This window comes from Sphingomonas sp. 8AM, from assembly GCF_902506455.1.
GTDB lineage: Bacteria > Pseudomonadota > Alphaproteobacteria > Sphingomonadales > Sphingomonadaceae > Sphingomonas.
This window is the reverse complement of sequence record NZ_LR733844.1, coordinates 734,419-760,150: the sequence shown is the minus strand read 5'-3', so window position 1 is coordinate 760,150 and position 25,732 is coordinate 734,419. Positions and strand designations below refer to the sequence as shown.

The following is a 25,732-nucleotide window of genomic DNA, read 5'->3' as shown; positions in this document are numbered from 1 at the left end:
GCGGCCAAACGCGCATCTGCGAGCGGCCGAGCTTGCCTGCACGGCGGCGCAGCAGCTGCGGGCAACGTCGGCGAGCGGCGTTGACGGGCGCAGGAGCCGGGGCTGTGTCTGCAATGGAAGAGCGAGTGTCTTCAGCATCGGTCTTGGTGCTGCAGAATGACCGCAAGCGGGTGCGTTGGTACATGAACTTATAGTTGCTGGCCGTGCACGCGATGGTGTCCTTCAACGAGACAGTGCGCGAGATGCGGGAGATGATCTATCGCTGGCGCCGGCCGCTCAGGCTGCTCGACAGCAAATCGCGTCGAGCCCTCGGCGAAGTGCCAGCCACGTCGCCGGACGTGGCGTTGCGCAGCTCGCTTCATGGGCCGAGCCGCGTAAGGCTGCGCATAAAACCGCTCGGTCATTCCCGCTTGGGAGATGAACGAAGGTCCGGTCTCAGGCAGTCGAACAACGAGCGTGTGGCTGATCCGCGGAGCAGCCGTCATTCAGCGGCATGCCTCTGATCGAGGAAGAACCGGAGCATCTCGCGTGACGCGTTCGGGCCGGCGGCGTCGGCGTAGGAGCCGGCCGTGTCACCGCCAGACCATGCATGGCCGGCGCCAGCAACGGTCCACTGTTCGATGAGCACTCTTCCGTCCGCGTTGCGGCTCAGCGCCCGGGCGAAGCTTCGCCCGCCTGCGACGCCTGTCTCCGTCTCAACCTTGATCGAAACGCCCGCCGCCGCTGTTGCCGCTGCCACAAGGTCGCACGCATTCGCCTCGTTGACCGTCCCGTCGCGGTCGCCGTGGAATGTGATGAGGGGCACGAACCGAGCAGCAATCTTGCGCCTGTCCTTGAAGGCGGCTCCCTGTTTCATGGCCGACAGCGCACCCGGCAAATTTCGCGCCGCACCGGCAGGAAGACCGGAATGAACGCCTGCCGCCGCGAACAGGTCAGGGTAGGTGTCCGCCATGATGGCGGCCGCCGCACCGCCGGCGGACAATCCTGCGACGTAGACGCGAGTGGCGTCGGCATCCTCCATACGGATCACGTCCTGTGTTACCCCGGCGATGAGCGCAGGCTCGCCGCGTCCACGCACCTGGTCCCCGGCCCGGAACCAGTTCCAACACCTTTGCTGGTTGGCCGCCTGCGTCTGTCTTGGATAGGCGACAAGAAAGCCAAGCTCTTCCGCCAGCCGGTTCATGCCGGTGCCAGCCGCGAAGTCCTCCGGCGACTGCGTACAGCCGTGCAACATGATCACCAATGGCATGCCAGGCGAAGACGTCTGAGGCCGATAGAGCATGTACGCAAGCCGTCCGGCGGGGCCGTCGTGGACACGCTCCTCAAAACAGCCCCGCCGCGCCGTCGCGTCCCGCGGCCTCGGGGCGTCCACTGTGCGCTCGGACTTGAGATCGATCACGACGTCGAGCGGTGCGATGATGGGCCGCCGGTCGGCGCCGCCACCCAACGCGGCGCGGATCAGCGCCGTCGCGCCCGTCAAGTCGCCGGACTGCGTGCGCCGTAGCGCTTCTGCTAGTGAAGATGGTAAGGTCATCGACGTTCTCCGTTTCAGACAATGCGATCGGCTAACGCTGCCTTGACCGCGGGATCGGCGTGAAGCGCGCCCAGCACGGTCAGCGAGCCGATGGCCGCGCGTGCGAGTTCGGGGGTGACGTCGGACGCGATGGTGGCGAGGCCGAGAACGCGAATATCCAGGACCTCACCTGCGTCGCGTGCCGCCTCCAGGTCACTCGCCGAGAAATGGCACAGGCCGAGCTGGAGCCGTCTGCGCCTGGCGGACGCACGCGTGGCGTCGCCGTGCCTTTCCAGCTGGCTTCGGATAGCGGTACGGATGAAGTCGGTCCGGTTGCTGTAGAAGCCCTCCCTGATGAGAAGGTCGACGTTACCAAGATCGACATAGCCGAGATTGATCGTGATCTTCTCGCTGTCCAGCGCCTTGGTCGCCTGCTGAGGCATGTTTCGGCTCCACCATCCACTTGGATGGTATATGGCGACGCCGCATCTTGTTACAAGCCGGGCAGCGCGGTGCCGCGTCGATGGGCACGTACGGCAGGACTCAGAAGGGCGGCGCATCGTGAGCGATCGTGTAAAAGGGACCTCACGAGCCACAAGGTGCAGTAAATTGGACCTTGATGCAGCCGTTCCCAGGATCGATCGCAAGGTCGAGCCTTCGGAGCCTATTCAGTAGGTAGCCCGCGCGTATGGAATATGGGCGTTGCTCGACGCGGTGGAGATCGCCTCAGTCCTCTTGCCAGCGCCACTTCAAGGATAGGTCAGGGACTTGAGCAATCGAAAGCCGGCCCCGTACTTTGACGTTCCGCCAACGATCACGCAGAAAGAAACTCTGGCAACTATCAGACCTGCTCATCGATTACGCGCACGCGATTCCGAAGCTGTTGTCGAGATGAGACTCGAACCGGCAACCGGCAGGCGCCGCATTGTCTTTCAGTTCCGTGTCGAACCCATCCCGCGCTCGCAACCCCACACCACGGCGCCGCTGCGGCGGTTGGTCCCAATCTTTGCATAGATACTGGCGACGTGATTGCGCACGGTATTGCGGGAGATCGCCAGGCGTTCGGCGATGGCCGCATCGTCTAGGTCGTCGCAGACGAGATCGAGTACTTCCCGCTCGCGCGGGCTGAGTTCGACCGGGGCGACGTGCGGCGCGGGCCTGCGCAGCGCGGCCAGCCGGTCGAGAATGGAGCGGCTCAGCCAGTTCGCGTCCTTCAATGCCTCGTCGATTGCCGCACCGAGTTCGGCATCGCTCCTGCGGCGCTCGGTCACGTCCTGGAAGACCCACAGCACGCAGGCGTGGCCCTGAAGGCGGATCGTCTCCGCCGACGCGAGGCAGTCCACCGTCATTCCGGCGCGCGTGACGATGCGCAGGTCGCGATCCCGGATCGCGCCTTCCTCCTCGGATCGGGCGTCGAGCAAGCCCTGCTGGTCCGGATCGTGCCACCAGCCCGCCTCGCGCGCGGTGCGATCCACCAGCGCCCCTGCGTCATAACCGGTCAGCTCACAAAAAGCGGCGTTGACGCTCTTCAGCCGCTGGTCGGATACGCGGACGATTGCCATCGCCACCGGTGCCATCTCGAACACGGCCCGCAGGTGACGCTCGCTGGTTGCCAGCGACTGTTGGGCCTCCCGACGCGGCTGCAGGTCGGCGAAGGTCAACAGCAAGGCATCCTCTTGCGTGACATCGATGGGCTGACCGGCGAAGAGCACCAGGCGGCGCGTTCCGTCCGCGACCAACAGCTCGGCCTCCGTTTGCGGGACGACGGCGCCATCCTCGATCTGCCGCTGCACACGCGACCGGTCCGGCAGGCCGCCGATCAGGTCGAGGCCAAAAAGTGACCGGCCGAGCAGATCGTCCTGCCGGAAGTCGGTAAGCGCGAGAAAACCCGCGTTCGCCGCCACCAGCTTCATGTCGTGATGACGAACGATGATCGCAGGGGCGGGATTGGCGCGGAACATGGCGTCGAAACGGGCTTGCGCATCGTAACGTCCGGAGACGTCGCTCAGCACGACGGCCAGATAGTCCGGCTCGCCACCGTCCACGTCCATACTGACGTCGCGCACCTGATGCACCCAGCGCGCCTCCTCCTCTCCGGCCGGCGCGACTTCCACGACCATGTCAGGGATGCTCTCTCCGGCCAGCACCTTGAAGATCGGATAGTCACGGTGCGGCAGTGCACGATGCTCCGAGGTCCACAGCGTGAAGCGTCGGGCATATCCCTCCGCCGTTCCACCCAGTTCCTCCACCTTTTCGACCCCGTGCATCGCCAGCGCGGCAGGATTGGCGCCGAGGATGACGCCGGTCGGATCCAGCAAGATCACGCCGTCCATAAGCTGCGCCATCAACTGCTCCATATGGCGCAGTTCGGGGCGTTGATCGGCGGAAGCTGAAGAGGTAGCCATCAATGCTAAACCCGATGCGACGCAGTGCCGTTCCCCGGCCGCCTACCAGAAGCAGTAGTGCAGAAGGACTACCGCAGCGCGTGAAGGCGAACGCCCGTTTTGAACACGGTCGCCGTTCGGCTCGTTTCCATCCCATCACTCAACAAACGGAGCGACCAATCATGGGCCTCATCATTCTTCTTATCGTCGGCGGCTTGATCGGCTGGGTCGCCAGTATGATCATGCGCACCGATGGGCAGCAGGGTATCCTGCTCAACGTCGTCGTGGGCATCGTCGGCGCGTTGCTCGCCGGCTTCGTCGTCACGCCGCTGATCGGCGGCGCGCCGATCACCAGCGGCACGATCAGCATCCAGTCGGTCGTTGTTTCGCTGCTGGGGGCGATCGTGCTGCTCGCCATCATCAACCTCTTTCGCCGCGGCGCTGTCCGCTGATTGCCGGAGTGACAACGATGAACATGCAAACGGCTTCGGCCATCTTCGACACCGAGGCGGAGGCGCAGCGCGCGGTTGCCGAGCTCCGCGACGCCGGAATCTCCGATCGCGCCCTTTCGGTCATCACGCGGCACGAAGGCGTCACCACGACGGCGGACGCCACCGGTGACGTCACGGACGAGGAGCACGGCAGCATTGCCCGCGGCATCCTCGGCGGTGGCGCCCTGGGGGCGGGCCTCGGCGTCGCCGCGCTGGCGATCCCTGGCGTCGGCCCGCTCGTCGCTGCGGGGGCGATCGCGGCATCCGCAGTGCCCGGAGCGATGGCGATCGGCGCGGCGGCCGGGGCGGCGGCCGGAACGCTGAACGAGACGCTCGGCAAGCACGGGATCGATCGGGACGACATCGACTATTACGGCGGACGCCTTGGCCGCGGCGGCGTGCTCGTCACGGTCGATACAAGCGTCAACGACCTCTCTGCCGAGGCGGCAGCGGACATCTTGCATCGCAATGGCGGGCACAATTCGCGCCGCTCCCGCTCATTGAACTACTGACCTTCCGCGAAAACGACGAGCCGGAGCATCAGCTTCGGCTCGTCTCATGCTTCTGACAGCACCTGTCTTCAGGATCGCGCTGCTGTTTTTCGTCTCGTAGCGGTTGGTCCCGGACACAGGACGCGGTGCTTCACCTGATCGACCGGGGTCCGTTGCGCGCCGCAAAGAGCGGCGCGACCAAGGTGACGCGGCACGAGCTTCTTTTGCCCCGGCGCAGGGCGGCCCGCTGACCGGCATGCCGACCGCGTGCTACCTGGGAAGGCCATCCACGAGACCTTCGGCGGATGCCCGGGCGCGTCGAAGGGCAGCGCTGCCCCGGCTCATGATGCAACGTCGAGCCCCAGCGCCTCCTTATACCAGCGCACCAACGCCTTGGGATCCTTGCTCTTGACGAAGATGCCACCGATGCCGGTGACGTGACCGGGTTAGTCAGCCATGCCGGGGACCTGCCAACCGAGCAACGCGGCGATCCCTAAACTCCATGCCACCCATCCCGGTCCCATTCCTCGTCCCGTCGCAATTCAAGGGCTGCACGCTAACCGACACATCATAGTGCCGCCCGTTACATGAGCCAATGCTATAGCAGCGAGCCAGATCTGCGATCCGGCTTGCCCCGAAACCGTCGGATGGCATTTCAAAAAGCCGCGCTACCGGAACAGTCGGTGAGATACGTCGCCAGTCGAACGCCACCTTTTTCCAGCTGAAGTTCCAGACGGTGCGTGTTGTCGTAGACGTATCGGTAGCCGAGGGCGGTTTCGTTCGCCGGCGGGTACAATTGGTCCCGCACCGACACGCTGTCGGCCAATCACGCCGCGGGACCGTTCGACGACCACGCCCTGACATCGGCGGGCGTGATGCGCCCGTTCAGCCACGTCGCCAGATCCGAGAACGACAGTTGTTCGTCATCGACCAGAAGCGACTTCCACACGCTGTGCAGGTTGATTGCCCGAGCGCGCAGCCGCCCCCCGCTATCGATTGATCGTCCACGCCCTTCGGCGTGGCCGGCACCACGCCGGGTCGCCAGCTCTCTTTAGAAATGCCACGAACCGTCCGGCCCCGGCGTACCATCCCTTAGCTACAGTGGCGTCAACGGCGCGACATGCCAATCGATCGGCGGCCGACCGATTCCGGCTCTTCCCGAGCGCCGGTCCCGTCATGGATCCAGTGGATCGCCGGGATCAATGCGCAGCGAGGCCGCAAGAGGGCGAAAGACAGCTTCGTTGGGCGACGGCCGCCCCGCGATCGTCCCGGGCTGATAGCCGAGCTCGGCCTGATTGCGGATGACGAACGCCGGGCTCACGATCGCGTCGATGTGGCCGACGTTGCTGACGACCAGCACGTCTTGCGCGAGCGGCGCACCGAGTGCGTGCAGACGGCGGGTCGCGTTTCGGAGGTTCGTGGTCGTATGCCGGGCATAGGGCTCCACGACAATCGCCGCTGGCGGAACGCCGAAGCGGTCGATCAGCGCGCGCTGCATCTCCAATGCTTCAACATGACGGGTGCCGCGCGGGTGGACCGCGCTGCCGCTGACGATGATGAACGGTGCCAGCCCCTGCGCGAAGCGCTCGGCGGCAAGCCGCACGTTGACCTTTCCGCGCGCGCTCAGCGGCGTGGCGAGGTCATCCGGACCGACGCCGAGCGCGACGATGGCCAAATAACGGAAGCGCCCCCAATCGGTCTCCCGCGCCTTTGTCATCGCCGCCGCGTTGAACCGCTCGTCGAGCGGCTCGAACGCTGCCGCGGCATCCTTGTCGTTGGCATCAAGCAGCGCGAGCGCCAGCGACAGGCCGTAATCGCCGGCCACGGCAGGATCGTCACGCTGAGCATCGGCCAGCATCACCGCGTCGGCCACCTTCGCCGCCAGCGCGGCGCTGCCGAACGCCTCGTCAGGACCGTCAACGAGCGGGTAGCGCGGCAGCTTGCCCACACCATAGACGCGAAGCACCTCGTTCAGACCGTCGATTTCCCGGCGGATCGCGTCTGCTTCGCTCGGCATACGACGTGCCACGCTCTCGCGTTCGTCGTCGCGCCAGATCGCCGCCTCGACGAGGCATGGCGCACGGCCGACACAGGCGTCGAGGCGGCGCTGGCGCGCCGGGCTCGTCGGCAGGGCGCGCAGGTGCGGGAACAAGCGCGTCGACAGCGTGGCGAGATGCGCATCGCGGGCCGGCGCAGCGGATACGGGTGCTGCGAGCAGCAGCAGCAGGGCTCCGATGGCGCCGGCCCGTGTCTTCACCACGCCTTGCTCACGATGAAGCGCACGCTGCGGCCGAAGATCGGGCGACCGTAGATCGCGTCGCGGGAGGTCTGTCCGTCGAGCTGGTCGGTCCGCGGATTGCCCTCGGTCAGTCCCTTGTTGTTGAAGATGTTGTCGCCAACCACCTGGAACTGGAAGCCATTGTGGGTCAGCGTTCCGCCCAGCCCGAAGGTGTTGTAAGACGGCAGACCGGTGCGGTTGAGCAGATCGACATAGCGACGGCCGATATATTCGTACCGGCCATATACCTCGACCTGGTCGCCGCCGGCGTCGAACGAGAAGGTCGGACGAACGTTGCCGAACACCTTCGGCTCGCGGATGATCTGGTTGCCGTTCACCGCCGACGGATCGGCCCCGGAGCTGTTCTGCAGGTTCTTGTACTGCGGGTCCTGATAGGTGAACGAACCCGATACGAAGAACCACCGCACCGGCGCGAGCGTGCCGTCGACCTCGACGCCCTTCACCTCGGCCTGACCGATGAACGGTACCGCCTGATCGTTGCGGCCGGTGGCGGGATTGAACGCCACGAACGACGCGTTGAACGGATCGAACTTCGTGTAGAAGCCGGTCAGGTACAAATAGTTGCGGCCGAAGGACGCCTTCAGTCCGGCCTCATACTGATCGGCCTGCGTCTTCACCAACACCGGATTGATGTTGTAATAGCTCGACGATTGCGGCGGCACTTCGAGGTGCGACGCACGCACATAGCCACCGAAATGGTCGCTGACGTCGTAATTGACCCCGAGCGTCCAGTTGGTCGCGGTCGGATTGTCCTTGCGCGACTGGCGCCCGCCGTCGAACGTACGAACCGCATTGTCCGCCAGCGTCGCCGGATCGCCCAGATTGACGCCGTTGGTGGCGGTGGTCAGGCCATAGCCATCGATATGGTACCATTCTTGCCGAATGCCGCCGTCGACCCGCAGCCCCGGCATCACTTCCCACGTATCGTTGGCGTAGAGCGCGTAGACGGTCGAATCGACATCGCCCTGGTTGAGCGTCGTACCGTAGCGCAGCACGCCCTTGTCGGTCACATAGCCGAGCACGTTGTTGCTGGCGTCGTAGGCGACCAGATCGAGCGTGCGCGGCTGGCTGCGCACCTCCATCAGGTAATCCTGATAGATCGCCTTGTTTGTCAGGCCATAAGCGGAGGCATAGCCGCCAATACGCAGGTCATGGCTGCCGATGCCGGTCTCGAACTTGCGCGTGACGCTGACATCGCCCTGACCCGAATAGAAGCTTGAGCCGACGCCGCGATATTGCGCCTGCACGACCAGACCCGAGGCACCGAACGGATCGTAGGCGGTCGCTCCGTTGCTGCCCGCCAGCGCATAGCCAAGCCGCGCGACCGGGGTGGCGGTGGTACCGAATGCGGTATTGGCCGCCGCGCGGAAGCCGTTGGCGAACGTCGTCGCGTCAACCGGGTTCGACGTCGAATAAAGCGCGTCGAAGTTCAGGCGTCCCTTGGTGTAGCCGGCGCGCACCGCGAGCTGCCACCCGCTGAACTCGGCATCATATTGCAGGCCGATGTTGCCATATTCCATGTGACGGCCATCGGCGAGATCGCGGGTTTCGCTCTGCGTCACGCCGGCTGCGTCGCGGTACTTGAGCGTGACGCCGCGGAACGCCGGCGAGTTGAGCGTGCCATGGAAAAAGTCGATGAAGGGATCGAGCGACACCGACGGGTTGCGGGGATCGGCGACCGGGATCGGCAGATAGAAGGTGTTGTGGTCGTTGAGGTAGTTGACGCTCAATCGCACCGAGCCATTGTCGAGGTCGTGCTTGATATTGGCGCGGATCTGCCCGCCGCGATCGTTGGGAAAGCCGTTGTCGCGCTGCCCGCCGTCGCGACGGAGGAAGCCGCCGATCGCATAATAGGTGCGCTCGCCCAGCGGACCGGACTGCATCGCGTCGAGCCGGTAGAGATCGGTGGTGCCGACCGTCATCTGCACCTTGCCGCGCGGCGTGTCGCTGCCGGTCACCGTGATATTGTTGACGATCGCCGCCGCCTGGCTGGCGAAGATCGGCGCCGGGCCGCCACGCACCACTTCGACCCGCTCGGTCATCAGGTCGTAGCGGTTGAGGCTGTCGCCGCGGAAGAAATTGCCGTTGATGTCGTGAAAGAGCGGCAGGCCGTCCTGCTGGAACACGGCGTAGCCGTCGTCGGTCGGGATGCCGCGGATGCGGGTAACGTTCTGTACTTCGCCACCGGTCGCCTCGACCTGGATGCCGGGCAGCTTGCCGAGCAGGTCGGCGAAGTTGAGCGGAGCCAGCCGCTTCACATCGTCCTGGCCGAGTGAGTTGACCGCATAGGACACGTCGAAGCGCCGCTGGCGCCGTGCCGAACCGGTGACGATGATATCCGAGCCGCTCGTTTCCGCGGCGTCCGTGGTCGCCGTTCCGTCCGTAGCCGTCTGCGCGGTATTCGCGGCAGGCACCGTGCCAGTGGCGGGCGTCGTGGTGGTCTGCGCCGCGACAGCGAGCGGCACCAGCGTCAGCGCGGTGGCAAAGGCGGCCAGATACGAACCTTGCATCAGCATGGACTTGGCGCTCACGATCATCATTCTCCCCATGGGCTGTCGATCCCGCAGCCCGTCGCGGCTGTTTGCGACACCATGATGAAAGCTCAAGCCTTTCTTACCCGTTCTTGCTTGATCGCTATGCGGGTGTTGCCTTTAAGTCGCTTTGATCGTCTGCTTTTCGAGCGAACGGTTCCACCGATGGCGCCGGCGAGGCGACCAACCGCAAGGCCTTGATCCCGGGAGCATAACCGGGCTTGTTGACGCGGATGACACGGTATCGATTCTGCGCGCTGGCGGCGACGATCTGTCTGGCGTCGCCCGCCGCCGCCGACCCGACACAGGACCGTGCCGCGATCCTCGCCGTGATCGGGCAAATGGAACAAGCCTGGAACCGCGGGGATTTCCGTGGGTACATGGCCAGCTTCAGCAATCCCGACGTCGTCTTCGTTTCCGGCGGCAGGTTCCAGGACGGCTGGCAGGGAACGCTCGACCATTACGTCCGCGACTATGGCGCTTCGCCGCGAACGCGGGGCATGCTCCACTTCTACGACATGACCATCGAGCTGCTCGCCGACGATGCCGCGATGTTGGTGGGGCGTTATCATCTCGAACGTCCCGAGCGTGCGGCGGAAGGGGTGAATACGCGGCTGTTCCGGAAGGTGGCCGGTCGCTGGGTGATCACGCTCAATCACGTTTCGGCGCATGATGTACCCAGTCGGCCGGCGGCTCCGCTCAGCGCGTCGCCTCCGTCCGTACCAGCAGGTCCGCCAGGTCGGCCTTCCAGTTGACGGCCCAGGTGTGGGTGCCATGGCCGTGCGTCTCGGCGGTTTCCGGGATCAGGCGAAAGCGGGCGTTCTTCATCTGGCGGACCGCGCGCGCGGGGTAGTCAAGATGGCGCGGGTTGATGAAGTCGTCCGCCGAGTTGATCCAGACAAGCGGCGCGGTGATCGCACCGAGGTTCGCCGAGGGGTCGTAGGTCCGCGACGCGTCGACCTGATAGATCAGGTCGTTGGCATCCAGCCGCGCGATCGCCGTGCTGACGCGCTCCTGTGCGAAGGCGGCGGCCGCGTCGCGATCGGGATAGAGCTTCTGCAGGTTGAGCGGCGCGGCGCCGGCGATGAACAATGCGGTCTGAGCGGTTCGCAGACCCTGAAGCGGCTGTTCCCGGTAATTGCCGCCGGCCCAGGCCGGGTCAGCCTTGATGCCGTCGATCAGCAGTTGGCGCCACATGCGGTTGAGCCCCGCGATCGGCACCGGCTCGCACGCCAGCGGCATCAGCGCGCGCGCGAAATCGGGATGGGTCTCGCCCCACATCAGACCGTGCATGCAGCCCATCGACGTGCCCATGATCAAGCGCATGCGGCGAATACCAAGCCCTTCGCGAAGAAGGCGATATTGCGCCTCCACCATGTCGGCATAGTCGTAACGCGGAAACCGCATCCGCAGCCCGTCGGACGGCTTGGACGAGCCGCCATGGCCGATGCCGTCGGGCAGAATGATCCAGTAGCGGCGAATGTCGAGCGGCTGTCCGGGACCGTAGAGCTCGTCCGCGAACTGGGGCGCGAGGAACTGCTTGCCGGACCCGCCGGTGCCGTGGAGGACCATCACGGCATTGTCGATTTCACCGCGGGCGTTGCGATGCGGCTGACCGAGCATTGTGTAATGGATGCGCAGCGCTGGCAGCGTTTCGCCCGAGGCGAACCGGAAATCGCCGATCGTGAAATCCGCTTCGCGTACCGGCCAGCGGGTCTCCGGCGCCGCCGGCACGCTCGAGGCGGCGAGCGGGGGGACGGCAGGCGCGGGGGGCGTTGCAGCCTGAAGGGCGAGCAGGGCGAGTAATGGCAGCATCCCCCTGATGTGCCGGGCGATGTTGCGGATGCCAAGCCCATGTCAGCGGATGCGCCCTGTAGCGGCGCCTTGTCGGACTTGTCTCGAGGTACAGCTACGCCAAATTGTTGGCATGGTGACCCCTACGGGAATCGAACCCGTGCTTCAGCCGTGAAAGGGCCGCGTCCTAACCGCTAGACGAAGGGGCCGTGCTGCGGTGCCGAGCCGCCTAGGCGGATTGTGTCGGGCGGTCAAGCGGCGCGCGCGATCAATTTGCCCAGGCGGCGTCGTCGAGGTGCAGCTCCGCCACGTCGCGCCCGCTCCAGTCGTCGCGCTTGGCGCGGCCCGCCAGCCACAACCGCCGGTTCGGGCCCGCGGCGAGCAGTGCCTGCCCCAAAGCGGTGTCGGCGGCGCGGAACGCCATCGCCTTCAGGCTGCGGCCGTCGTCGCCGGCGACGATCGCACGGACATGGCCGTTGCCGACCACATCGACCTTGATGGCGCGCACCGGGCCGACCGCGACGCGCGGCGCGGGCCAGCCGGTGCCATAGGGCCCGCCGGCCTCCAGCGCGTCGACCAGCGACGGCGTCACGCCGCCGGGCGCGACCACCGAATCGAACAGCAGCGCGCGCGCCGCCATCGCCTCCGCAACCGCGCCGGCCAGCCGCGCGTCGAGCCAGTCGGCGAACGCGCTCACCTGATCGGCGGCGATCGTCAGCCCCGCCGCCATCGCATGGCCGCCGCCCGCGATCAGCAAGCCCTGCTCGCGCGCGGCCAGCACCGTCGCGCCCAGATCGACCCCGGTGATCGAGCGACCCGAGCCCTTGCCGATGCCATCCTCGTCGAGCGCGATCACGATCGCGGGGCGGCCGAGCTTTTCCTTGAGCCGCCCGGCGACGATCCCGATCACGCCCGGATGCCAGCCCGCGCCCGCCACCACGCAGACGGCGCGGTCGTGGCACAGCATCACCTCGGCACCCTCCTGCACCATCGCCTCGATCGCGCGACGTTCCTCGTTGAGCCGGTCGAGTTCGGTGGCGATCGCGCGCGCCTCGACCGGATCGCTGGTGGTGAGCAGCCGCACGCCGAGATCGGCACGCCCGACGCGCCCGCCGGCATTGATCCGCGGCCCCAGCGCAAAGCCGAGGTCGCTGGCGGTCGGCGCGCGCGTCAGCCGCGCTGCCTCGGCCAGCGCGGTCAGCCCGACGTTGCGGCGCTGCGCCATCACCTTGAGCCCTTGCGCGACGAAGGCGCGGTTGAGCCCGCGCAACTGCGCGACATCCGCGACCGTCCCCAACGCGACCAGATCGAGCAGGTCGAGCAGCTTCGGCTCGGCACGTTCGGCGAAATAGCCGCGCGCCCGCAACGTGCGCAGCAGCGCCGCGCCCAGCAGGAAGCACACCCCGACCGCGGCGAGATGCCCGTGCGCTGCGCCGTCACCCTCGTCGCGGCGATTGGGATTCACGACCGCGACCGCGCGCGGGAGCTGCGTCGCGCATTGGTGATGATCGGCGACGATCACGTCGCAGCGCGCCGCCTCCAGCGCCTCGAACGCCTGCGCACCGCAATCGACGGTGACGATCAACGTCGCGCCTTCGTCGGCAAGCCGCGTCATCGCGGCGGCGTTCGGGCCATATCCCTCGGTCAGCCGGTCGGGGATGTAGACGCGCGCCTCACGTCCCAGCGCGCGGAGCAACAGCACCAGCAGCGCCGACGAGGTCGCGCCATCGACGTCATAGTCGCCGAAGATCGCGATCGCCTCGCCGCGCTCCACCGCATCGGCGAGCCGCGCGGCGGCAGTGTCCATGTCGCGGAAGATCGACGGGTCGGGCATGAAGCTGCGGATCGACGGCAGCTTGTGCGCGTCGAGCGCCTCGCGCGGGCATCCGCGGGCGAGCAGCAACTGGGTGAGCAGATCGTCGGGCACGAACCCGTCGCGCTGGTCGGCGGCCAGCGCACGCCAGCGCCAGGGCTGGCCAAGGATCGAGCGCTCGACATCGAGTACGTGGCGCATCCCGCGCGCCTTAGCCGACTGCCCGCGTCCCGTCACGCGACAAGAAAAGTGGAATGAGATATTGTAACATCCATCCGATCGGCCTAACTTGCGGACATGATGGCCCGCAACCTCAGCGACGACAGCAAGATCGGCCGGCTAGACCGTGCCGCGATGTGGCTGTCGGCGGCGTGCGTCGTACATTGTCTGGCGACCGCAATCCTCGTCGCGGCGCTGTCCACCGCCGGCGGTATTCTCGGCAACCCGGTGATCCACGAAACCGGGCTGGTGCTGGCGATCGCGCTGGGCTGCGTTGCGTTCGGACGCGGGATCGTCGCGCATCGGCGCGTGCTGCCGATCCTGCTCGGCGCGACGGGATTGTCGCTGATGATGGCGGCGCTGTTCGTCGCCCATGCTGGCGGGCATCTGGTCGAATCGGCGCTGACGATCGTCGGCGTCGCGGTGCTCGCCGCCGGACATGCGCTGAACCGGCACACGCATCGCTGACGATCGTCGTTTCAATCCGGGGGTTCCTCCTCGTCGCGCCGGACTTGATCCGGGGCCCCGCTTTTTGGCAATCCGGGCAAGAAGCGGGATCCCGGATCAAGTCCGGGATGACGGCTTGAGGAATTTGGCTAACGACCACCGACTCGCGCTTGAACTTGCCGCGGCCCGGCGCGGCCCCTAGATCGACGTTATGGCCCGACATGCACATCACGAACCGCACGGCGACGATCTGCTCGCCGCGGCCAGGGCCACGCTGGAGCGCTCGGGCGAGCAATGGACCGCGATGCGCGCCAACGTCTACGCGGCGCTGTCGGCGTTCGCCAAGCCCGCCTCCGCCTATGACATCGCCGAGGCCTTGTCGCGCAGCGAGGGGCGGCGGATCGCCGCCAACAGCATCTATCGCATCCTCGATCTGTTCGTGACCGCCAACCTCGCGCTGCGCGTCGAAAGCGCCAACGCCTATGTCGCCAACGCGCATCCCGGCTGCCGCCACGATTGCATCTTCCTCGTCTGCGACGGCTGCGGGAACACGACGCATTTCGACGACGATTCGCTGACCGGGGGATTGCGTGCCGCCGCCAGCGCTGCCGGCTTCGAGGCGGAGCGGCCGGTGATCGAGGTGCGCGGCCGCTGCGCGGACTGTGCCGCGGCGGCACGCACGCAAAGCGGGCAATCGACACACTGATCCCGCTCAGCTATTCGGGTCAGATGGTTGAAGTCCCGAACACGCCGTTGCTCGACACCGTCGATACACCCGCCGATCTCCGCCGACTGAAGCCGGAACAGCTACGCCAGCTTGCCGACGAGCTGCGGCAGGAAACGATCTCGGCGGTCGGCGTCACGGGCGGCCATCTCGGCTCGGGGCTGGGCGTGGTCGAGCTGACCGTCGCGATTCACTACGTCTTCGACACGCCCACCGACCGGCTGATCTGGGACGTCGGGCATCAATGCTACCCGCACAAGATCCTGACCGGCCGGCGCGACCGCATTCGCACGCTGCGGCAGGGCGGGGGGCTGTCGGGCTTCACCAAGCGCAGCGAGAGCGAATACGACCCGTTCGGCGCGGCGCACAGCTCGACCTCGATCTCCGCGGCGCTGGGCTTCGCGACCGCCAGCAAGCTCGCCGACAAGCCGGGCAAGGGCATTGCGGTGATCGGCGACGGCGCGATGTCCGCGGGCATGGCCTATGAGGCGATGAACAATGCCGAGGCGGCGGGCAACCGGCTGGTCGTGATCCTCAACGACAACGACATGTCGATCGCGCCGCCGGTCGGTGGGCTGTCGGCCTATCTGTCGCGGATGGTGTCGAGCCGCGAGTTCCTGGGCGTGCGCGAGATCATGAAGCGCGTCGCCAAGCGGCTGCCGCGCCGCTTGCAGTCGGCGGCGCGCAAGACCGACGAATATGCGCGCGGCTTGACGATGGGCGGCACGCTCTTCGAGGAGCTGGGCTTCTATTATGTCGGCCCGATTGACGGCCACAATCTCGACCATCTGATCCCGGTGCTCGAGAATGTCCGCGATGCCGAGGAAGGCCCGATCCTCGTCCATGTCGTGACCAAGAAGGGCAAGGGCTATGCCCCGGCCGAGAACGCCGCCGACAAATATCACGGCGTCCAGAAGTTCGACGTCATCACCGGTACGCAGGCCAAGGCGCCCCCGGGGCCACCGGCGTATCAGAATGTCTTCGGCGAGGCGCTGAGCGCCGCCGCGGACAAGGACGATCGCATCTGCGCGATCACCGCGGCGATGCCGTCGGGCACCGGGCTCGACCGCTTCGCCGCGACCCACCCCGAACGCTTCTTCGATGTCGGCATCGCCGAGCAGCACGCCGTCACTTTCGCCGCCGGCCTCGCCGCGCAGGGGATGCGGCCGTTCTGCGCGATCTATTCGACGTTCCTGCAACGCGCCTACGATCAGGTCGTCCATGACGTTGCGATCCAGAATCTGCCGGTGCGTTTCGGGATCGACCGCGCCGGGCTGGTCGGCGCGGACGGCGCGACCCATGCGGGCAGCTTCGACGTCACCTATCTGGCGACGCTCCCCAATTTTGTCGTGATGGCCGCCGCCGACGAGGCCGAACTGGTCCATATGGTCCAGACCTGCGTCGAGCATGATTCCGGGCCGATCGCGGTCCGCTATCCGCGCGGCAACGGCACCGGTGTCGCACTGCCCGAAACGCCGAAGGCGCTGGAGATCGGAAAAGGCCGCATCGTCCGCGAGGGCAAGAAGGTCGCGATCCTGTCGCTCGGCACGCGGCTGGCGGAGGCGCTCAAGGCCGCCGACACGCTCGACGCCAAGGGGCTGAGCACGACCGTCGCCGACCTGCGCTTCGCCAAGCCGCTCGACGAGGCGCTGATCCGTCGCCTGCTCACCTCGCACGAGGTGGCGATCACGATCGAGGAGAATGCGATCGGCGGGCTCGGGGCGCATGTGCTGACGATGGCCTCCGACGAGGGGCTGACCGACGCGGGTCTGCGCATCCGCACGATGCGGCTGCCCGATCTGTTCCAGGATCAGGACAAGCCCGAGGTGCAATATGCACAGGCGCGGCTCGACGCCGATGCGATCGTCGATACGGTGTTGAAGGCGCTGCGCTACAACGAAGCGGGCGTCATCGCGCGCGCGTGACCGGCTGGCAGAAGGTCGCCGCACTGACGGCGTTCTACGTCATCGGCATGTTGTGGGTGAACTGGACGATGGTACGCCGCGTCCGCGGCGCGGTCGCGGGGCGTGCGGCATGGACCGCCACCGACTTCGACGCGGTGTTCGCCGACCTCGACCCGCGCCTCGCTCCGGCAGTCCGGGCGGCGATCGCGCCGTGGTACGGCGACGGGGTGGTGCCGCGCCCCGAGGATACGCTCAAACGCTTCCTGAAAATGGATCGGGGCGAGGTGGACGATCTGGTCGCGGACGCGGCGGCGCGCGCGGGTTTGCCCTCGCCCGGCCCGGCACTGCCCGACCTGCCCGACGTCGCCGCAGTGGTGCGTTACCTTTCATCGTCATCCCGGACTTGATCCGGGATCCCGCTTCTCCGCGCCGGTGGAGAAGAAGCGGGGCCCCGGATCAAGTCCGGGGCGACGGGTAAAATAGCGGTCCGCACTCCCACACCCCCGACCATAAACCCGCTTGCGCAATCATCAGACAAGCCCTACGTTGAACGTGTTAAACGGAGGGGCAGGTGCTCGGCGTCAGGCTCGATACTGAACTCGAAGAACGGCTCGCCAATGTCGCGCGCACGCAGGGGCGCAGCAAGAGCGACATCGCGCGCGAGGCGGTGCGCCGCTACGTCGAGCTGCACGACGAGGCGTTCCGTCGCGAGGCGCGCCGCCAGTCGCAACGCGCCTCGCGCCGCGACACGCAGGAGGATTACGCCTTCTGGGAACAGGCCGAGCGCGAGGATGCCGCATGGCGGTGAGTGAAGCGCTCGACATCCGCCACGGCGCGATCGTGCTGGTCGATGCGCCCGAGGGCGCGAGCGGCGGCCCGCGGGCGTGCGTCGTGGTGCAGGCCGATCTGTTCAACGACAGCCACGCCACCGTCACGCTCTGCCCGCTGACGACCGTCGTCGGCGGCGAGGTGCTGTTCCGCGTCACGATCTCGCCGCAGGAACATACCGGCCTAACCGTCGAGTGCGAGGTGCAGGTCGATCGCATCACCAGCATCCGCCGTCATCGCATCGTCAAGGTGATCGGCCATGCCTCCGCGACCCGCATGGAGCAGGTCGATCAGGCGCTGCGCCGCTGGCTCGCTTTGTAAGTCAACAGGACAGGAAGAAACCATGACGCCGATCGTGAAGTCAATTCTGGACAAATACGAAGCCACCAGCCCGGCGGTGAAGGCCAATCTGGCGCGCATCCTGATGCAGGGGAAGCTGGGCGGCACCGGCAAGCTCATCATCCTGCCGGTCGATCAGGGTTTCGAGCACGGCCCGGCGCGCAGCTTCGCGGTCAACCCGCCGGCCTATGACCCGCATTACCATTACCAGCTCGCGATCGATGCCGGCCTGTCGGCCTATGCCGCACCGCTCGGCGCGCTCGAGGCAGGGGCCGACACGTTCGCCGGGCAGATCCCGACGATCCTGAAGGTCAACAGCTCGAACAGCTGGGCGACGCACATCGCGCAGGCGCAGACGGGCAGCGTCGAGGACGCGCTGCGGCTCGGCTGCGCGGCGATCGGCTTCACGATCTATCCGGGCGCCGACGACATCTTCGCGTCGATGGAGCAGATCCGCGCACTGCGTGAGGAAGCCGCCGCAGCCGGCCTCGCGACCGTGATCTGGAGCTATCCGCGCGGCGGCAAGCTCAGCAAGGACGGCGAACTGGCGCTCGACGTCAGTGCCTACGCCGCGCACATGGCGGCGCTGCTCGGCGCGCACATCATCAAGGTGAAGCTGCCGTCCGCGCACATCGAACAGCCCGAGGCGCAGAAGAGCTACGAGGGCACCGACTGGTCGAACCAGCGCGATCGCGTCCGCCACGTCGTCCAGTCGAGCTTCGCGGGTCGCCGGATCGTCGTCTTCTCGGGCGGCGCGGCCAAGGGCACCGACGCGGTCTATCAGGACGCGCGCGATATCCTCGCGGGTGGCGGCAACGGCTCGATCATCGGTCGCAACACCTTCCAGCGCGAGCGTGGCGAGGCGCTGGCGATGCTCGACAAGCTGGTGGCGATCTACAAGGGCGAAGAATAACCCCCGTGCGCGCCACCTTCTCCTATCATCGCGCGATCGCGCCGATGATGTGGATGCTGGTGGCGCTGATGACGGTGGAGATGCTGGTGGTCCACGCGCTGCTCGCCTTCTGGTGGCCGCGCGTGGCGCTGGTGCTGACATTGGTGTCGCTCGGCACGATGGCGTGGCTGATCCGCGCGATCCGCTCGTTCCGGCGGCTCCCCGTGCTGATCGACGGCGACCGGCTGGTGCTGCGCGCCGGCCGGTTGCGCAGCGTGACGGTGGAGCGCGAACGCGTCGCCGGGCTGCGCGCCACCGAATGGACCCATGCCGGGGTCCGCGCACGCGAGGTACTCAATCTCGCGCTCATCGCCTTTCCGAACGTGTGGATCGATCTCGCCGAGCCGCTGGCGATCGGTCGCCGCCGCATCGTCGCGGTCGCGCATCGCCTCGACGATCCCGCGGCGTTCGCGGCGGCGTTGTCCTCGCGGCCATAGCCCGCTAACCGAAGCGCATGACTGAAGACCCGCTCGGCCCGCTCGATCCCGATTTCGGCGCCAACTTCCGGCGCGACGATCGCCGTCCGTCCTGCCAGCTTTACCTGATCTCGCCACTCGACGTGACCGGCACGTTCCCCGATCGCCTTCGGAACGCGCTCGACGCCGGCCCGGTCGCGGCGTTCCAGTTCCGCGTCAAGGATGTCGACCAGCACACCGCCGCCCGCCTCGCCGAGCCGCTCCAGCGGATCTGCGCCGACCGCGAGGTGGCGTTCATCGTCAACGATTCGGTCAGCCTCGCCAAGCGCCTGGGCGCGGACGGCGTGCATCTCGGGCAGGAGGACGGCGACCCGCGCGAGGCGCGCGAGGCGCTCGGTCCGGCGGTGCAGATCGGCGTCACCTGTCACGACAGCCGCCATCTCGCGATGGAGGCCGGCGAGGCGGGCGCGGACTATGTCGCGTTCGGCAGCTTCTATCCGACCACCACCAAGGCGGTGGAGCATCAACCCGATCGGGTGATCCTGTCGTGGTGGCACGCCGTGTTCGAGCTGCCCTCGGTCGCGATCGGCGGCATCACGCCCGACAATGCCGCGCCGCTGATCGCCGCCGGTGCCGATTTCATCGCCGCCAGCCATGCGGTGTGGGGCGGCGACGAGGCGGCGGCGATCCGCGCCTTCGACGCGGTGCTGAAGGGATAAACGCCCTACGTCGTCATTGCGAGCGTAGCGAAGCAATCCAGAGCCGGACCAGGACGCCCTGGATTGCTTCGCTACGCTCGCAAAGACGTGTTGGTGCACGGACCCCGACGCCCCAACATGCGTTGTTACGGCATCGAAATACGAGAGGTGCCCGTGAAGCGTATCGCCCCCGCCTTTGCCCCTGTCGCCGCAAGCGTCGTCGCCCTGATGCTAACCGCCGCCGCCCCTGCGCCGCATAACGCGACCCCGGCGCTCGACCCGGCGGTGCTGCGGACACAGGTCGTGCTCGACAAGCTCGGCTTCGGCCCCGGCGTGATCGACGGTCGCGGCGGGCAATCGCTCACCAACGCGCTGAAAGGGTTCCAGGAAAGCCGCGGCCTCCGCATAACCGGCAAGCCCGATGCCGCCACGCTCGACGCGCTGCGCCGCTTCGGCAAAGTCCAGCCGACGATGCAGGTGACGCTCGACGCCGCCGCGATGCGCGGACCCTTTGTGGCGCAAATGCCGGATGATTATGCCGAAAAGGCGAAGCTGCCGGCGATGGCGTACAGCCGCCCGCTCGAAAAGCTCGCCGAGCGCTTCCACACCACACCGAAGGTGCTGGCCGAGCTGAACCCCGGCGTCACCACGATCGGCGTCGGCTCGAAGATCACGGTGCCCAACACCTTCCCGACCTCGCGCGCCTATCCCGCCGATGCGACGCCCGCGTGGCGCGCAACGCTCGCCTCGCTCAACGTCGAGGCGGCGGTGCCGAAGGCGGCGAAGATCGTCGTCGACAAGTCGGACGGCATCCTGCGCGTCCTCGACGGCAACGGGCATCTGGTCGCGCAATATACCGCGACGATCGGCTCGTCGCGCGATCCGCTGCCGCTCGGCAACTGGAAGGTGCTGCACGTCTCGCCCAACCCCGACTGGAAGATGAACCCCAAGATCCTGAAGGGCGTGCCCGACAGCAAGCAGGCGCAGATCATCCCGCCCGGCCCGAACAATCCGGTCGGCGTCGTGTGGATCGATCTCAGCAAGGAGCATTACGGCATCCACGGCACCAGCGAGCCCGAGCAGATCGGCCGCGCGCAGTCGAACGGTTGCGTGCGCCTGACCAACTGGGATGCCGCGCGGGTGGCCTTGATGGTGAAGGGGGGAACCCCGGTGCTGTTCCAGGCCTGACATGACGAAGCTCGGCTGGTCGATCCTCGCGATCATCCTGCTGCTCGGCGCCGGCTTCGCGTCGATGGTGTCGATCGGTTCGCGCGCGCCAGTCGCCACGCCGACGTCGTTGCCGGCCTCGCCACCGCCGGCCACGCCGGGCGGACGCCTGCTGGTCCCGGTGGCAGGGGTGACGCGCGACGCCCTGGTCGACACCTTCGGCCAGCCGCGCGACGGCGGCGCGCGCCATCACGAGGCGATCGACATCATGGCGCCACGCGGCACCCCGGTGCTCGCGGCCGCCGACGGGCGCATCGACAAATTGTTCGACAGCGCGGCGGGCGGCCGTACGATCTACGTTCGCTCGACTGACGGCGCGACCATATATTATTACGCGCACCTCGACGGCTATCGCGCTGGCCTGACCGAAGGGCAGGTCGTGCGCAGAGGCGAGCCGATCGCGACGGTCGGCGCGACCGGCAACGCCGATGCCGCCGCGCCGCACCTCCATTTCTCGGTCTTGCGCACCACGCCGGCACAGGGCTGGTCGGAAGGCGAGCCCGTCGATCCCTTTCCGCTTCTTGCCGAAACGCGCGCCATTCGTTAAGTCGCCGCCATCGGCGCCCGCGGACCACCGCCGGCGCCGCGGCTCTTTTTACACAGGCGAAGCCCCATGAAGATCAGCGGCGTGGACATCCGTCCCGGCAACATCATCGAGTACGAAGGCGGCATCTGGCGCGCGGTCAAGATCCAGCACACGCAGCCCGGCAAGGGCGGCGCGTACATGCAGGTCGAGCTGAAGAACCTGCGCGACGGCCGCAAGAACAACGTCCGCTTCCGCTCCGCCGAGACGGTCGAGCGCGTCCGCCTCGACACCAAGGACTTCCAGTTCCTGTTCGCCGAGGGCGACGGGCTGGTCTTCATGGACAAGGAAACCTACGATCAGGTGACGCTGCCGCGCGACCTGCTCGGCGACGCCGCCGCCTTTTTGCAGGACGGCATGGATGTCGTCATGGAATTGCATGACGAAGAGCCGATCAGCGTCCAGCTGCCCGACACGATCGAGGCGACGATCGTCGAGGCCGATGCCGTGGTGAAGGGGCAGACCGCCTCGTCGAGCTACAAGCCTGCGATCCTCGACAATGGCGTGCGCGTGATGGTGCCGCCGCATATCGCCAGCGGCGTGCGGATCGTCGTCGATGTATACGAGCAGACCTACGTCCGGCGCGCAGACTGATCTTATCCCCCCTCCCTTTTAGGGAGGGGCCGGGGGTGGGTGGCGTGCTCGCGATACGGCAGCCGCACCCGAAGCGGAAACCGTACCACCCGGACTGTACCCATCCATCATCGGGTAATCCATGCCCCGCATGGATTAGAAATGCCGGGGGCATTTCGACCCGATTGTCCCTCCCTGAAAGGGAGGGGGGAGTTAGACAAATGCCATCCCATTCCGGTCTGTTCACCGTCATCGAACGCGCGGCGCGCAAGGCCGCACCGCGGCTGCGCCGTGACTTCAACGAGGTCCAGCACCTGCAGGTCAGCCGCAAGGGCCCGGCCGATTTCGTCAGCCAGGCCGACCAGCGCTGCGAACGCACGCTGTACGACGAACTGTCGAAGGCACGCCCCGACTGGGGCTTCGTCATGGAAGAAGGCGGCACGATCGAGGGCGATCCGAACAAGCCGCGCTTCATCATCGATCCGCTCGATGGCACGTCGAACTTCCTCCACGGCATTCCGCATTTCTGCATCTCGATCGCCGTCGAGGAGCCGATGCCGAACGGCAAGCGCGAGATCACGACCGCGCTCGTCTATCAACCGCTGACCGACGAGAGCTTCTGGGCCGAAAAGGGTCGCGGCGCGTGGTTGCAGGACCAGCGGTTGCGCGTGTCGTCGCGCCGCGAGACGTCCGAGGCGCTGATCGCGACCGGCATTCCGTTCATGGGCCACGGCGATTTCGTGCAATGGACCCGCATCTTCGGCGCGGTCGCGCCGCAGGTCGCGGGCATCCGCCGGCTCGGCGCGGCGGCGCTCGACCTCGCATGGGTCGCGGCCGGTCGGTTCGACGGCTATTGGGAAAGCGACCTGAAGCTGTGGGACGTCGCGGCCGGAATGTTGCTGGTCAAGGAAGCCGGCGGCTACGTCACCGACTTCCGCGGCGGTGACCGCGCGATCGAACGCAACGAGTTCCTCGCCGCCAACGACGCGCTGCATAACAAGCTGCACAAGATGGTCGCGCAGGCGCTGCGCTGACCTTTCCGTCATTGCGAGCGTAGCGAAGCAATCCAGAGCCGGACCAGGACGCCCTGGATTGCTTCGCTACGCTCGCAATGACGACCGGGCGACCGACCGCCGGTAAGTAAATCAGAACGCTGCCACTTCTAAGCCGTCACCCCGACGAAGGCCGGGGCCCAGGTGGGAGAGGTTGGTAACCAACGAAACACCTTCCCAACTGGACCCCGGCCTCCACCGGGGTGCGGCCTGTCGCGATCGCGGAGTGGGTCCAAACTCTTTTTCCAAGCCGTCGCCCCGGACTTGATCCGGGGCCCCGCTTCTTCTCGCACCGTGGGGAGTAGCGGGATCCCGGATCAAGTCCGGGATGACGGTAAGAGCACTACCCCCGCGGCAACGTAATCGTCGCCACCAGCCCGCCGCTGTCACGCGCGGTCAGCACGATCCGTCCACCGGCTTCCTCGACGATCGCCCGCGACAGCGCGAGCCCCAGCCCGATCCCCCCGGTATGGCGATTGCGCGAACTCTCGAGCCGGAAGAACGGATCGAACACCTGATCCAGCCGCTCGGGCGGTATCCCCGGCCCGCGATCCGCGACGATGATCGCCGCCATGCGCGTGTCCGACGCCAGCGACACTTCCGCCGCGCCGGCATATTTCACCGCATTCTCGATCAAATTGCGCACCGCGCGCCGGATCAGCGACGGGCGCAACCGCATCCGCAGCCGCTCGGCCTCCTCGAACGTCACCGCCGCGCCGAGATCGCGGAAGTCCTCGACCACCGCGTCGACCAGCGCGGCGAGATCGACCTCGGTCTCCGGCTCGCTCGGCCGCCCCAGCCGCGCCAACGACAGGATGTCGTCGAGCGTGCGGTTCATCTCCGCGATCGTGTCCGCCATCCGCGCGCGGTCCTGATCGTCCTCGACCGACTCGATCCGCACGCGCAGCGCGGCAAGCGGCGTACGCAGGTCATGCCCGATCGCGCCGAGCATCCGGTCCTTCTCGTCCAGCATCGCGGTCACGCGCAGCCGCAGCGCGTTGAACGCCGCGATCACCGCGCAGACGTCCGGCGGGCCGCTCTCCTCCAACGGCTCCGGCTTTGCCGCGGGTGAGTAACCGCGCGCCGCCGCCGCCAGTTCGCGCAGCGGGCGCGAGATGCGCCGCGCCACCCACAATACCGGCACCAGCACCACGACGTACAGGATCAACGTCTGTCCGAGCAGGCGCCAGAACAGTCGCAGATCCTCGCGCGGCAGCCCGCCCGCCAGCGCCATCCATCGCCCGTCGGTGCGTCTCACCGCGATCACGATCGAATCGCGTGGCCCGTCCTCCTGCGCGGCCCGCATCGCCATCCGCCGCTCGAAACGGCTGAGCGGAATGCGATATTGCCAGGGCTTGGCGATCGCGACGTCGACTGCGGCGACGCGCACGCCCATGTCTGCCAGCTGGCTCGTCAATTCGCGCGCCACCGCCGGTTGCGCGATCATCGCGCGCGTGATCGGATTTTGCGGCACCAGTCTGACGCGCCCCCGATCAGCGACCACCGGGCGCCCGGCGGCTTCCTGATCGAGCGCGTCGGCGATCCGGTACGCGGCGGGGCGTGTGATCTGCGCCATCCGCACCGCGCCGCGCTCGCGCAGCAGCAATGCGAGGTTGATCGCCTGCGCCATGAACAGCGCCAGCGCGACTAGCAACGCCATCTGCCCCGCCAGGCTGCGCGGCCAGGGCATCCGCAGCTTCACAGCCGCGTCACGTCCGTCGACAGCGCATAGCCGCCGCCCCACACCGTCTTGATGATCTCGGGGTTCCTGGGGTCGGGCTCGATCTTCCGACGCAGCCGGCTGACCTGATTGTCGATGGCCCGGTCGAATGCCGCCGCTTCGCGTCCCTGCGTCAGGTCGAGCAGCTGATCGCGCGTCAAAACCTGTCGCGGACGCTGCACCAGCGCCAAAAGAAGGTTGTATTCTCCGGTCGACAGCGGCACCGAAACGCCTTCCCGGTCGACCAGCGCGCGCTCGCCGGTCTTCAGCACCCAGCCCGCAAAGGCGTAGGAGCCACTCTCCGGCGCATGGTGCCGCATCCCGCCGCCGCCCGCGGTCCGCCGCAGCACGGTCTTGATCCGCGCGGCCAACTCGCGCGGGGAGAAGGGCTTAACGACATAATCGTCCGCACCCATCTCCAGCCCGACGATCCGGTCGGTCTCCTCGCTCTTCGCGGTCAGCAGGATCACCGGTGTCTCACCGTTCGCCCGGACGTGCCGGCACAGCGACAGCCCGTCCTCGCCCGGCATCATAATATCGAGCACGATCAGGTCGATCGCATAAGCCGCCAGCCGGGTGCGCGCCGCCTCCGCGTCACCCGCCTGGGTGACGCGAAAGCCCTGCTTCGTCAGATAGCTGGCCAATGGCTCGCGGATCGACCGCTCGTCATCAACCAGCAGGAGGTGCGGCATTTCGCCCATGGTCACGGCACCTGACACAATCGTCGCCACGCG

General features: G+C 67.1%; 26 protein-coding genes and 1 tRNA gene. 16 read left to right on the top strand and 11 right to left on the bottom strand.

From position 1 onward, the window contains the following. Positions 1–481: 481 nt before the first annotated feature. The 3 genes from BACI71_RS03895 to BACI71_RS03885 all read right to left on the bottom strand — a co-directional run bounded on the left by BACI71_RS03895 (position 482) and on the right by BACI71_RS03885 (position 3,858). Positions 482–1,534 carry an extracellular catalytic domain type 1 short-chain-length polyhydroxyalkanoate depolymerase gene (locus BACI71_RS03895; RefSeq protein ID WP_159755286.1) on the bottom strand — a complete coding sequence of 351 codons (1,053 nt, stop codon included), beginning with the start codon at positions 1,532–1,534 and terminating at the stop codon, positions 482–484. 14 nt (positions 1,535–1,548) lie between these two features. Continuing rightward, positions 1,549–1,956 carry a CopG family transcriptional regulator gene (locus tag BACI71_RS03890; RefSeq protein WP_159755283.1) on the bottom strand — a complete coding sequence of 136 codons (408 nt, stop codon included), beginning with the start codon at positions 1,954–1,956 and terminating at the stop codon, positions 1,549–1,551. A gap of 489 nt (positions 1,957–2,445) precedes the next feature. Beyond that, positions 2,446–3,858 (bottom strand): PAS domain S-box protein, encoded by a 1,413-nt coding sequence (locus tag BACI71_RS03885; RefSeq protein ID WP_159755280.1) that lies wholly within the window; start codon positions 3,856–3,858, stop codon positions 2,446–2,448. 221 nt (positions 3,859–4,079) lie between these two features. Between BACI71_RS03885 and BACI71_RS03880 the strand changes: the two genes are divergently transcribed. Next, positions 4,080–4,349, top strand: a complete 270-nt coding sequence (locus BACI71_RS03880) for a GlsB/YeaQ/YmgE family stress response membrane protein (RefSeq protein ID WP_159760830.1) — start codon at positions 4,080–4,082, stop codon at positions 4,347–4,349. Between the two features lie 17 nt (positions 4,350–4,366). Beyond that, positions 4,367–4,900, top strand: a complete 534-nt coding sequence (locus BACI71_RS03875; RefSeq protein ID WP_159755277.1) for a hypothetical protein — start codon at positions 4,367–4,369, stop codon at positions 4,898–4,900. A gap of 805 nt (positions 4,901–5,705) precedes the next feature. Here BACI71_RS03875 and BACI71_RS18025 read toward each other — a convergent pair. The 3 genes from BACI71_RS18025 to BACI71_RS03865 all read right to left on the bottom strand — a co-directional run bounded on the left by BACI71_RS18025 (position 5,706) and on the right by BACI71_RS03865 (position 9,694). After that, positions 5,706–5,828, bottom strand: a complete 123-nt coding sequence (locus tag BACI71_RS18025) for a hypothetical protein (RefSeq protein ID WP_268894055.1) — start codon at positions 5,826–5,828, stop codon at positions 5,706–5,708. 225 nt (positions 5,829–6,053) lie between these two features. After that, positions 6,054–7,136 (bottom strand): YdcF family protein, encoded by a 1,083-nt coding sequence (locus BACI71_RS03870; RefSeq protein WP_159755274.1) that lies wholly within the window; start codon positions 7,134–7,136, stop codon positions 6,054–6,056. Then, entirely contained in the window at positions 7,133–9,694 is a 2,562-nt protein-coding gene (locus BACI71_RS03865) for a TonB-dependent receptor (RefSeq protein WP_443018494.1), read from the bottom strand. Before BACI71_RS03865 ends, BACI71_RS03870 begins: the two co-directional genes overlap by 4 nt. A gap of 248 nt (positions 9,695–9,942) precedes the next feature. Between BACI71_RS03865 and BACI71_RS03860 the strand changes: the two genes are divergently transcribed. Further along, positions 9,943–10,464 carry a YybH family protein gene (locus BACI71_RS03860; RefSeq protein ID WP_159755271.1) on the top strand — a complete coding sequence of 174 codons (522 nt, stop codon included), beginning with the start codon at positions 9,943–9,945 and terminating at the stop codon, positions 10,462–10,464. On the opposite strand, the gene BACI71_RS03855 is transcribed toward BACI71_RS03860, so the two are convergent. The 3 genes from BACI71_RS03855 to recJ all read right to left on the bottom strand — a co-directional run bounded on the left by BACI71_RS03855 (position 10,409) and on the right by recJ (position 13,517). After that, the gene (locus BACI71_RS03855; RefSeq protein WP_159755268.1) at positions 10,409–11,524 is read right to left on the bottom strand and encodes an alpha/beta fold hydrolase; all 1,116 of its coding nucleotides are present in this window, start codon (positions 11,522–11,524) and stop codon (positions 10,409–10,411) included. The genes BACI71_RS03860 and BACI71_RS03855 overlap by 56 nt on opposite strands. Positions 11,525–11,637: 113 nt before the next feature. After that, positions 11,638–11,712 (bottom strand) — tRNA-Glu (locus tag BACI71_RS03850). 59 nt (positions 11,713–11,771) lie between these two features. Next, complete coding sequence (gene recJ, locus BACI71_RS03845) at positions 11,772–13,517, bottom strand: single-stranded-DNA-specific exonuclease RecJ (protein ID WP_159755265.1); 1,746 nt, start codon at positions 13,515–13,517, stop codon at positions 11,772–11,774. Between the two features lie 99 nt (positions 13,518–13,616). Here recJ and BACI71_RS03840 point away from each other — a divergent pair, with 99 nt between their 5' ends. From BACI71_RS03840 to BACI71_RS03780, 13 genes are all read left to right on the top strand, one after another. Then, complete coding sequence (locus tag BACI71_RS03840) at positions 13,617–14,003, top strand: MerC domain-containing protein (RefSeq protein WP_159760828.1); 387 nt, start codon at positions 13,617–13,619, stop codon at positions 14,001–14,003. Between the two features lie 190 nt (positions 14,004–14,193). Then, positions 14,194–14,688, top strand: coding sequence for a Fur family transcriptional regulator (locus BACI71_RS03835; RefSeq protein WP_159755262.1), 495 nt, complete (start codon positions 14,194–14,196; stop codon positions 14,686–14,688). A 23-nt stretch (positions 14,689–14,711) separates the two neighbouring features. Beyond that, a complete protein-coding gene (gene dxs / locus BACI71_RS03830; protein ID WP_159755259.1) occupies positions 14,712–16,631 on the top strand; it encodes a 1-deoxy-D-xylulose-5-phosphate synthase in 1,920 nt (639 codons plus the stop codon). Next, positions 16,628–17,017 carry a hypothetical protein gene (locus tag BACI71_RS03825; protein WP_159755256.1) on the top strand — a complete coding sequence of 130 codons (390 nt, stop codon included), beginning with the start codon at positions 16,628–16,630 and terminating at the stop codon, positions 17,015–17,017. Before dxs ends, BACI71_RS03825 begins: the two co-directional genes overlap by 4 nt. Positions 17,018–17,181: 164 nt before the next feature. After that, positions 17,182–17,418, top strand: a complete 237-nt coding sequence (locus tag BACI71_RS03820; protein WP_159755253.1) for a ribbon-helix-helix protein, CopG family — start codon at positions 17,182–17,184, stop codon at positions 17,416–17,418. Next, on the top strand, positions 17,409–17,759 hold the full coding sequence (locus BACI71_RS03815; protein WP_201297285.1) for a type II toxin-antitoxin system PemK/MazF family toxin: 351 nt from the start codon (positions 17,409–17,411) through the stop codon (positions 17,757–17,759). Before BACI71_RS03820 ends, BACI71_RS03815 begins: the two co-directional genes overlap by 10 nt. Before the next feature lie 22 nt (positions 17,760–17,781). Next, positions 17,782–18,690: a class I fructose-bisphosphate aldolase gene (locus BACI71_RS03810; protein WP_159755250.1), complete on the top strand. Its 909-nt coding sequence runs from the start codon at positions 17,782–17,784 to the stop codon at positions 18,688–18,690. Positions 18,691–18,695: 5 nt separating this feature from the next. Continuing rightward, a complete protein-coding gene (locus BACI71_RS03805) occupies positions 18,696–19,166 on the top strand; it encodes a hypothetical protein (RefSeq protein ID WP_236552800.1) in 471 nt (156 codons plus the stop codon). Positions 19,167–19,183: 17 nt separating this feature from the next. Beyond that, the gene (gene thiE / locus BACI71_RS03800) at positions 19,184–19,864 is read left to right on the top strand and encodes a thiamine phosphate synthase (RefSeq protein ID WP_159755247.1); all 681 of its coding nucleotides are present in this window, start codon (positions 19,184–19,186) and stop codon (positions 19,862–19,864) included. Between the two features lie 153 nt (positions 19,865–20,017). Beyond that, positions 20,018–21,031, top strand: coding sequence for a L,D-transpeptidase family protein (locus BACI71_RS03795; RefSeq protein ID WP_236552799.1), 1,014 nt, complete (start codon positions 20,018–20,020; stop codon positions 21,029–21,031). Between the two features lies 1 nt (position 21,032). Beyond that, on the top strand, positions 21,033–21,617 hold the full coding sequence (locus BACI71_RS03790) for a M23 family metallopeptidase (protein WP_159755244.1): 585 nt from the start codon (positions 21,033–21,035) through the stop codon (positions 21,615–21,617). 66 nt (positions 21,618–21,683) lie between these two features. After that, positions 21,684–22,247: an elongation factor P gene (gene efp, locus BACI71_RS03785; protein WP_022686086.1), complete on the top strand. Its 564-nt coding sequence runs from the start codon at positions 21,684–21,686 to the stop codon at positions 22,245–22,247. 200 nt (positions 22,248–22,447) lie between these two features. Then, complete coding sequence (locus tag BACI71_RS03780) at positions 22,448–23,260, top strand: inositol monophosphatase family protein (RefSeq protein WP_028966401.1); 813 nt, start codon at positions 22,448–22,450, stop codon at positions 23,258–23,260. Between the two features lie 361 nt (positions 23,261–23,621). Here BACI71_RS03780 and BACI71_RS03775 read toward each other — a convergent pair whose 3' ends face one another. Next, positions 23,622–24,968: a sensor histidine kinase gene (locus BACI71_RS03775; RefSeq protein WP_236552798.1), complete on the bottom strand. Its 1,347-nt coding sequence runs from the start codon at positions 24,966–24,968 to the stop codon at positions 23,622–23,624. Positions 24,969–24,976: 8 nt separating this feature from the next. After that, complete coding sequence (locus BACI71_RS03770) at positions 24,977–25,699, bottom strand: response regulator (RefSeq protein WP_159760820.1); 723 nt, start codon at positions 25,697–25,699, stop codon at positions 24,977–24,979. Positions 25,700–25,732: the final 33 nt, after the last annotated feature.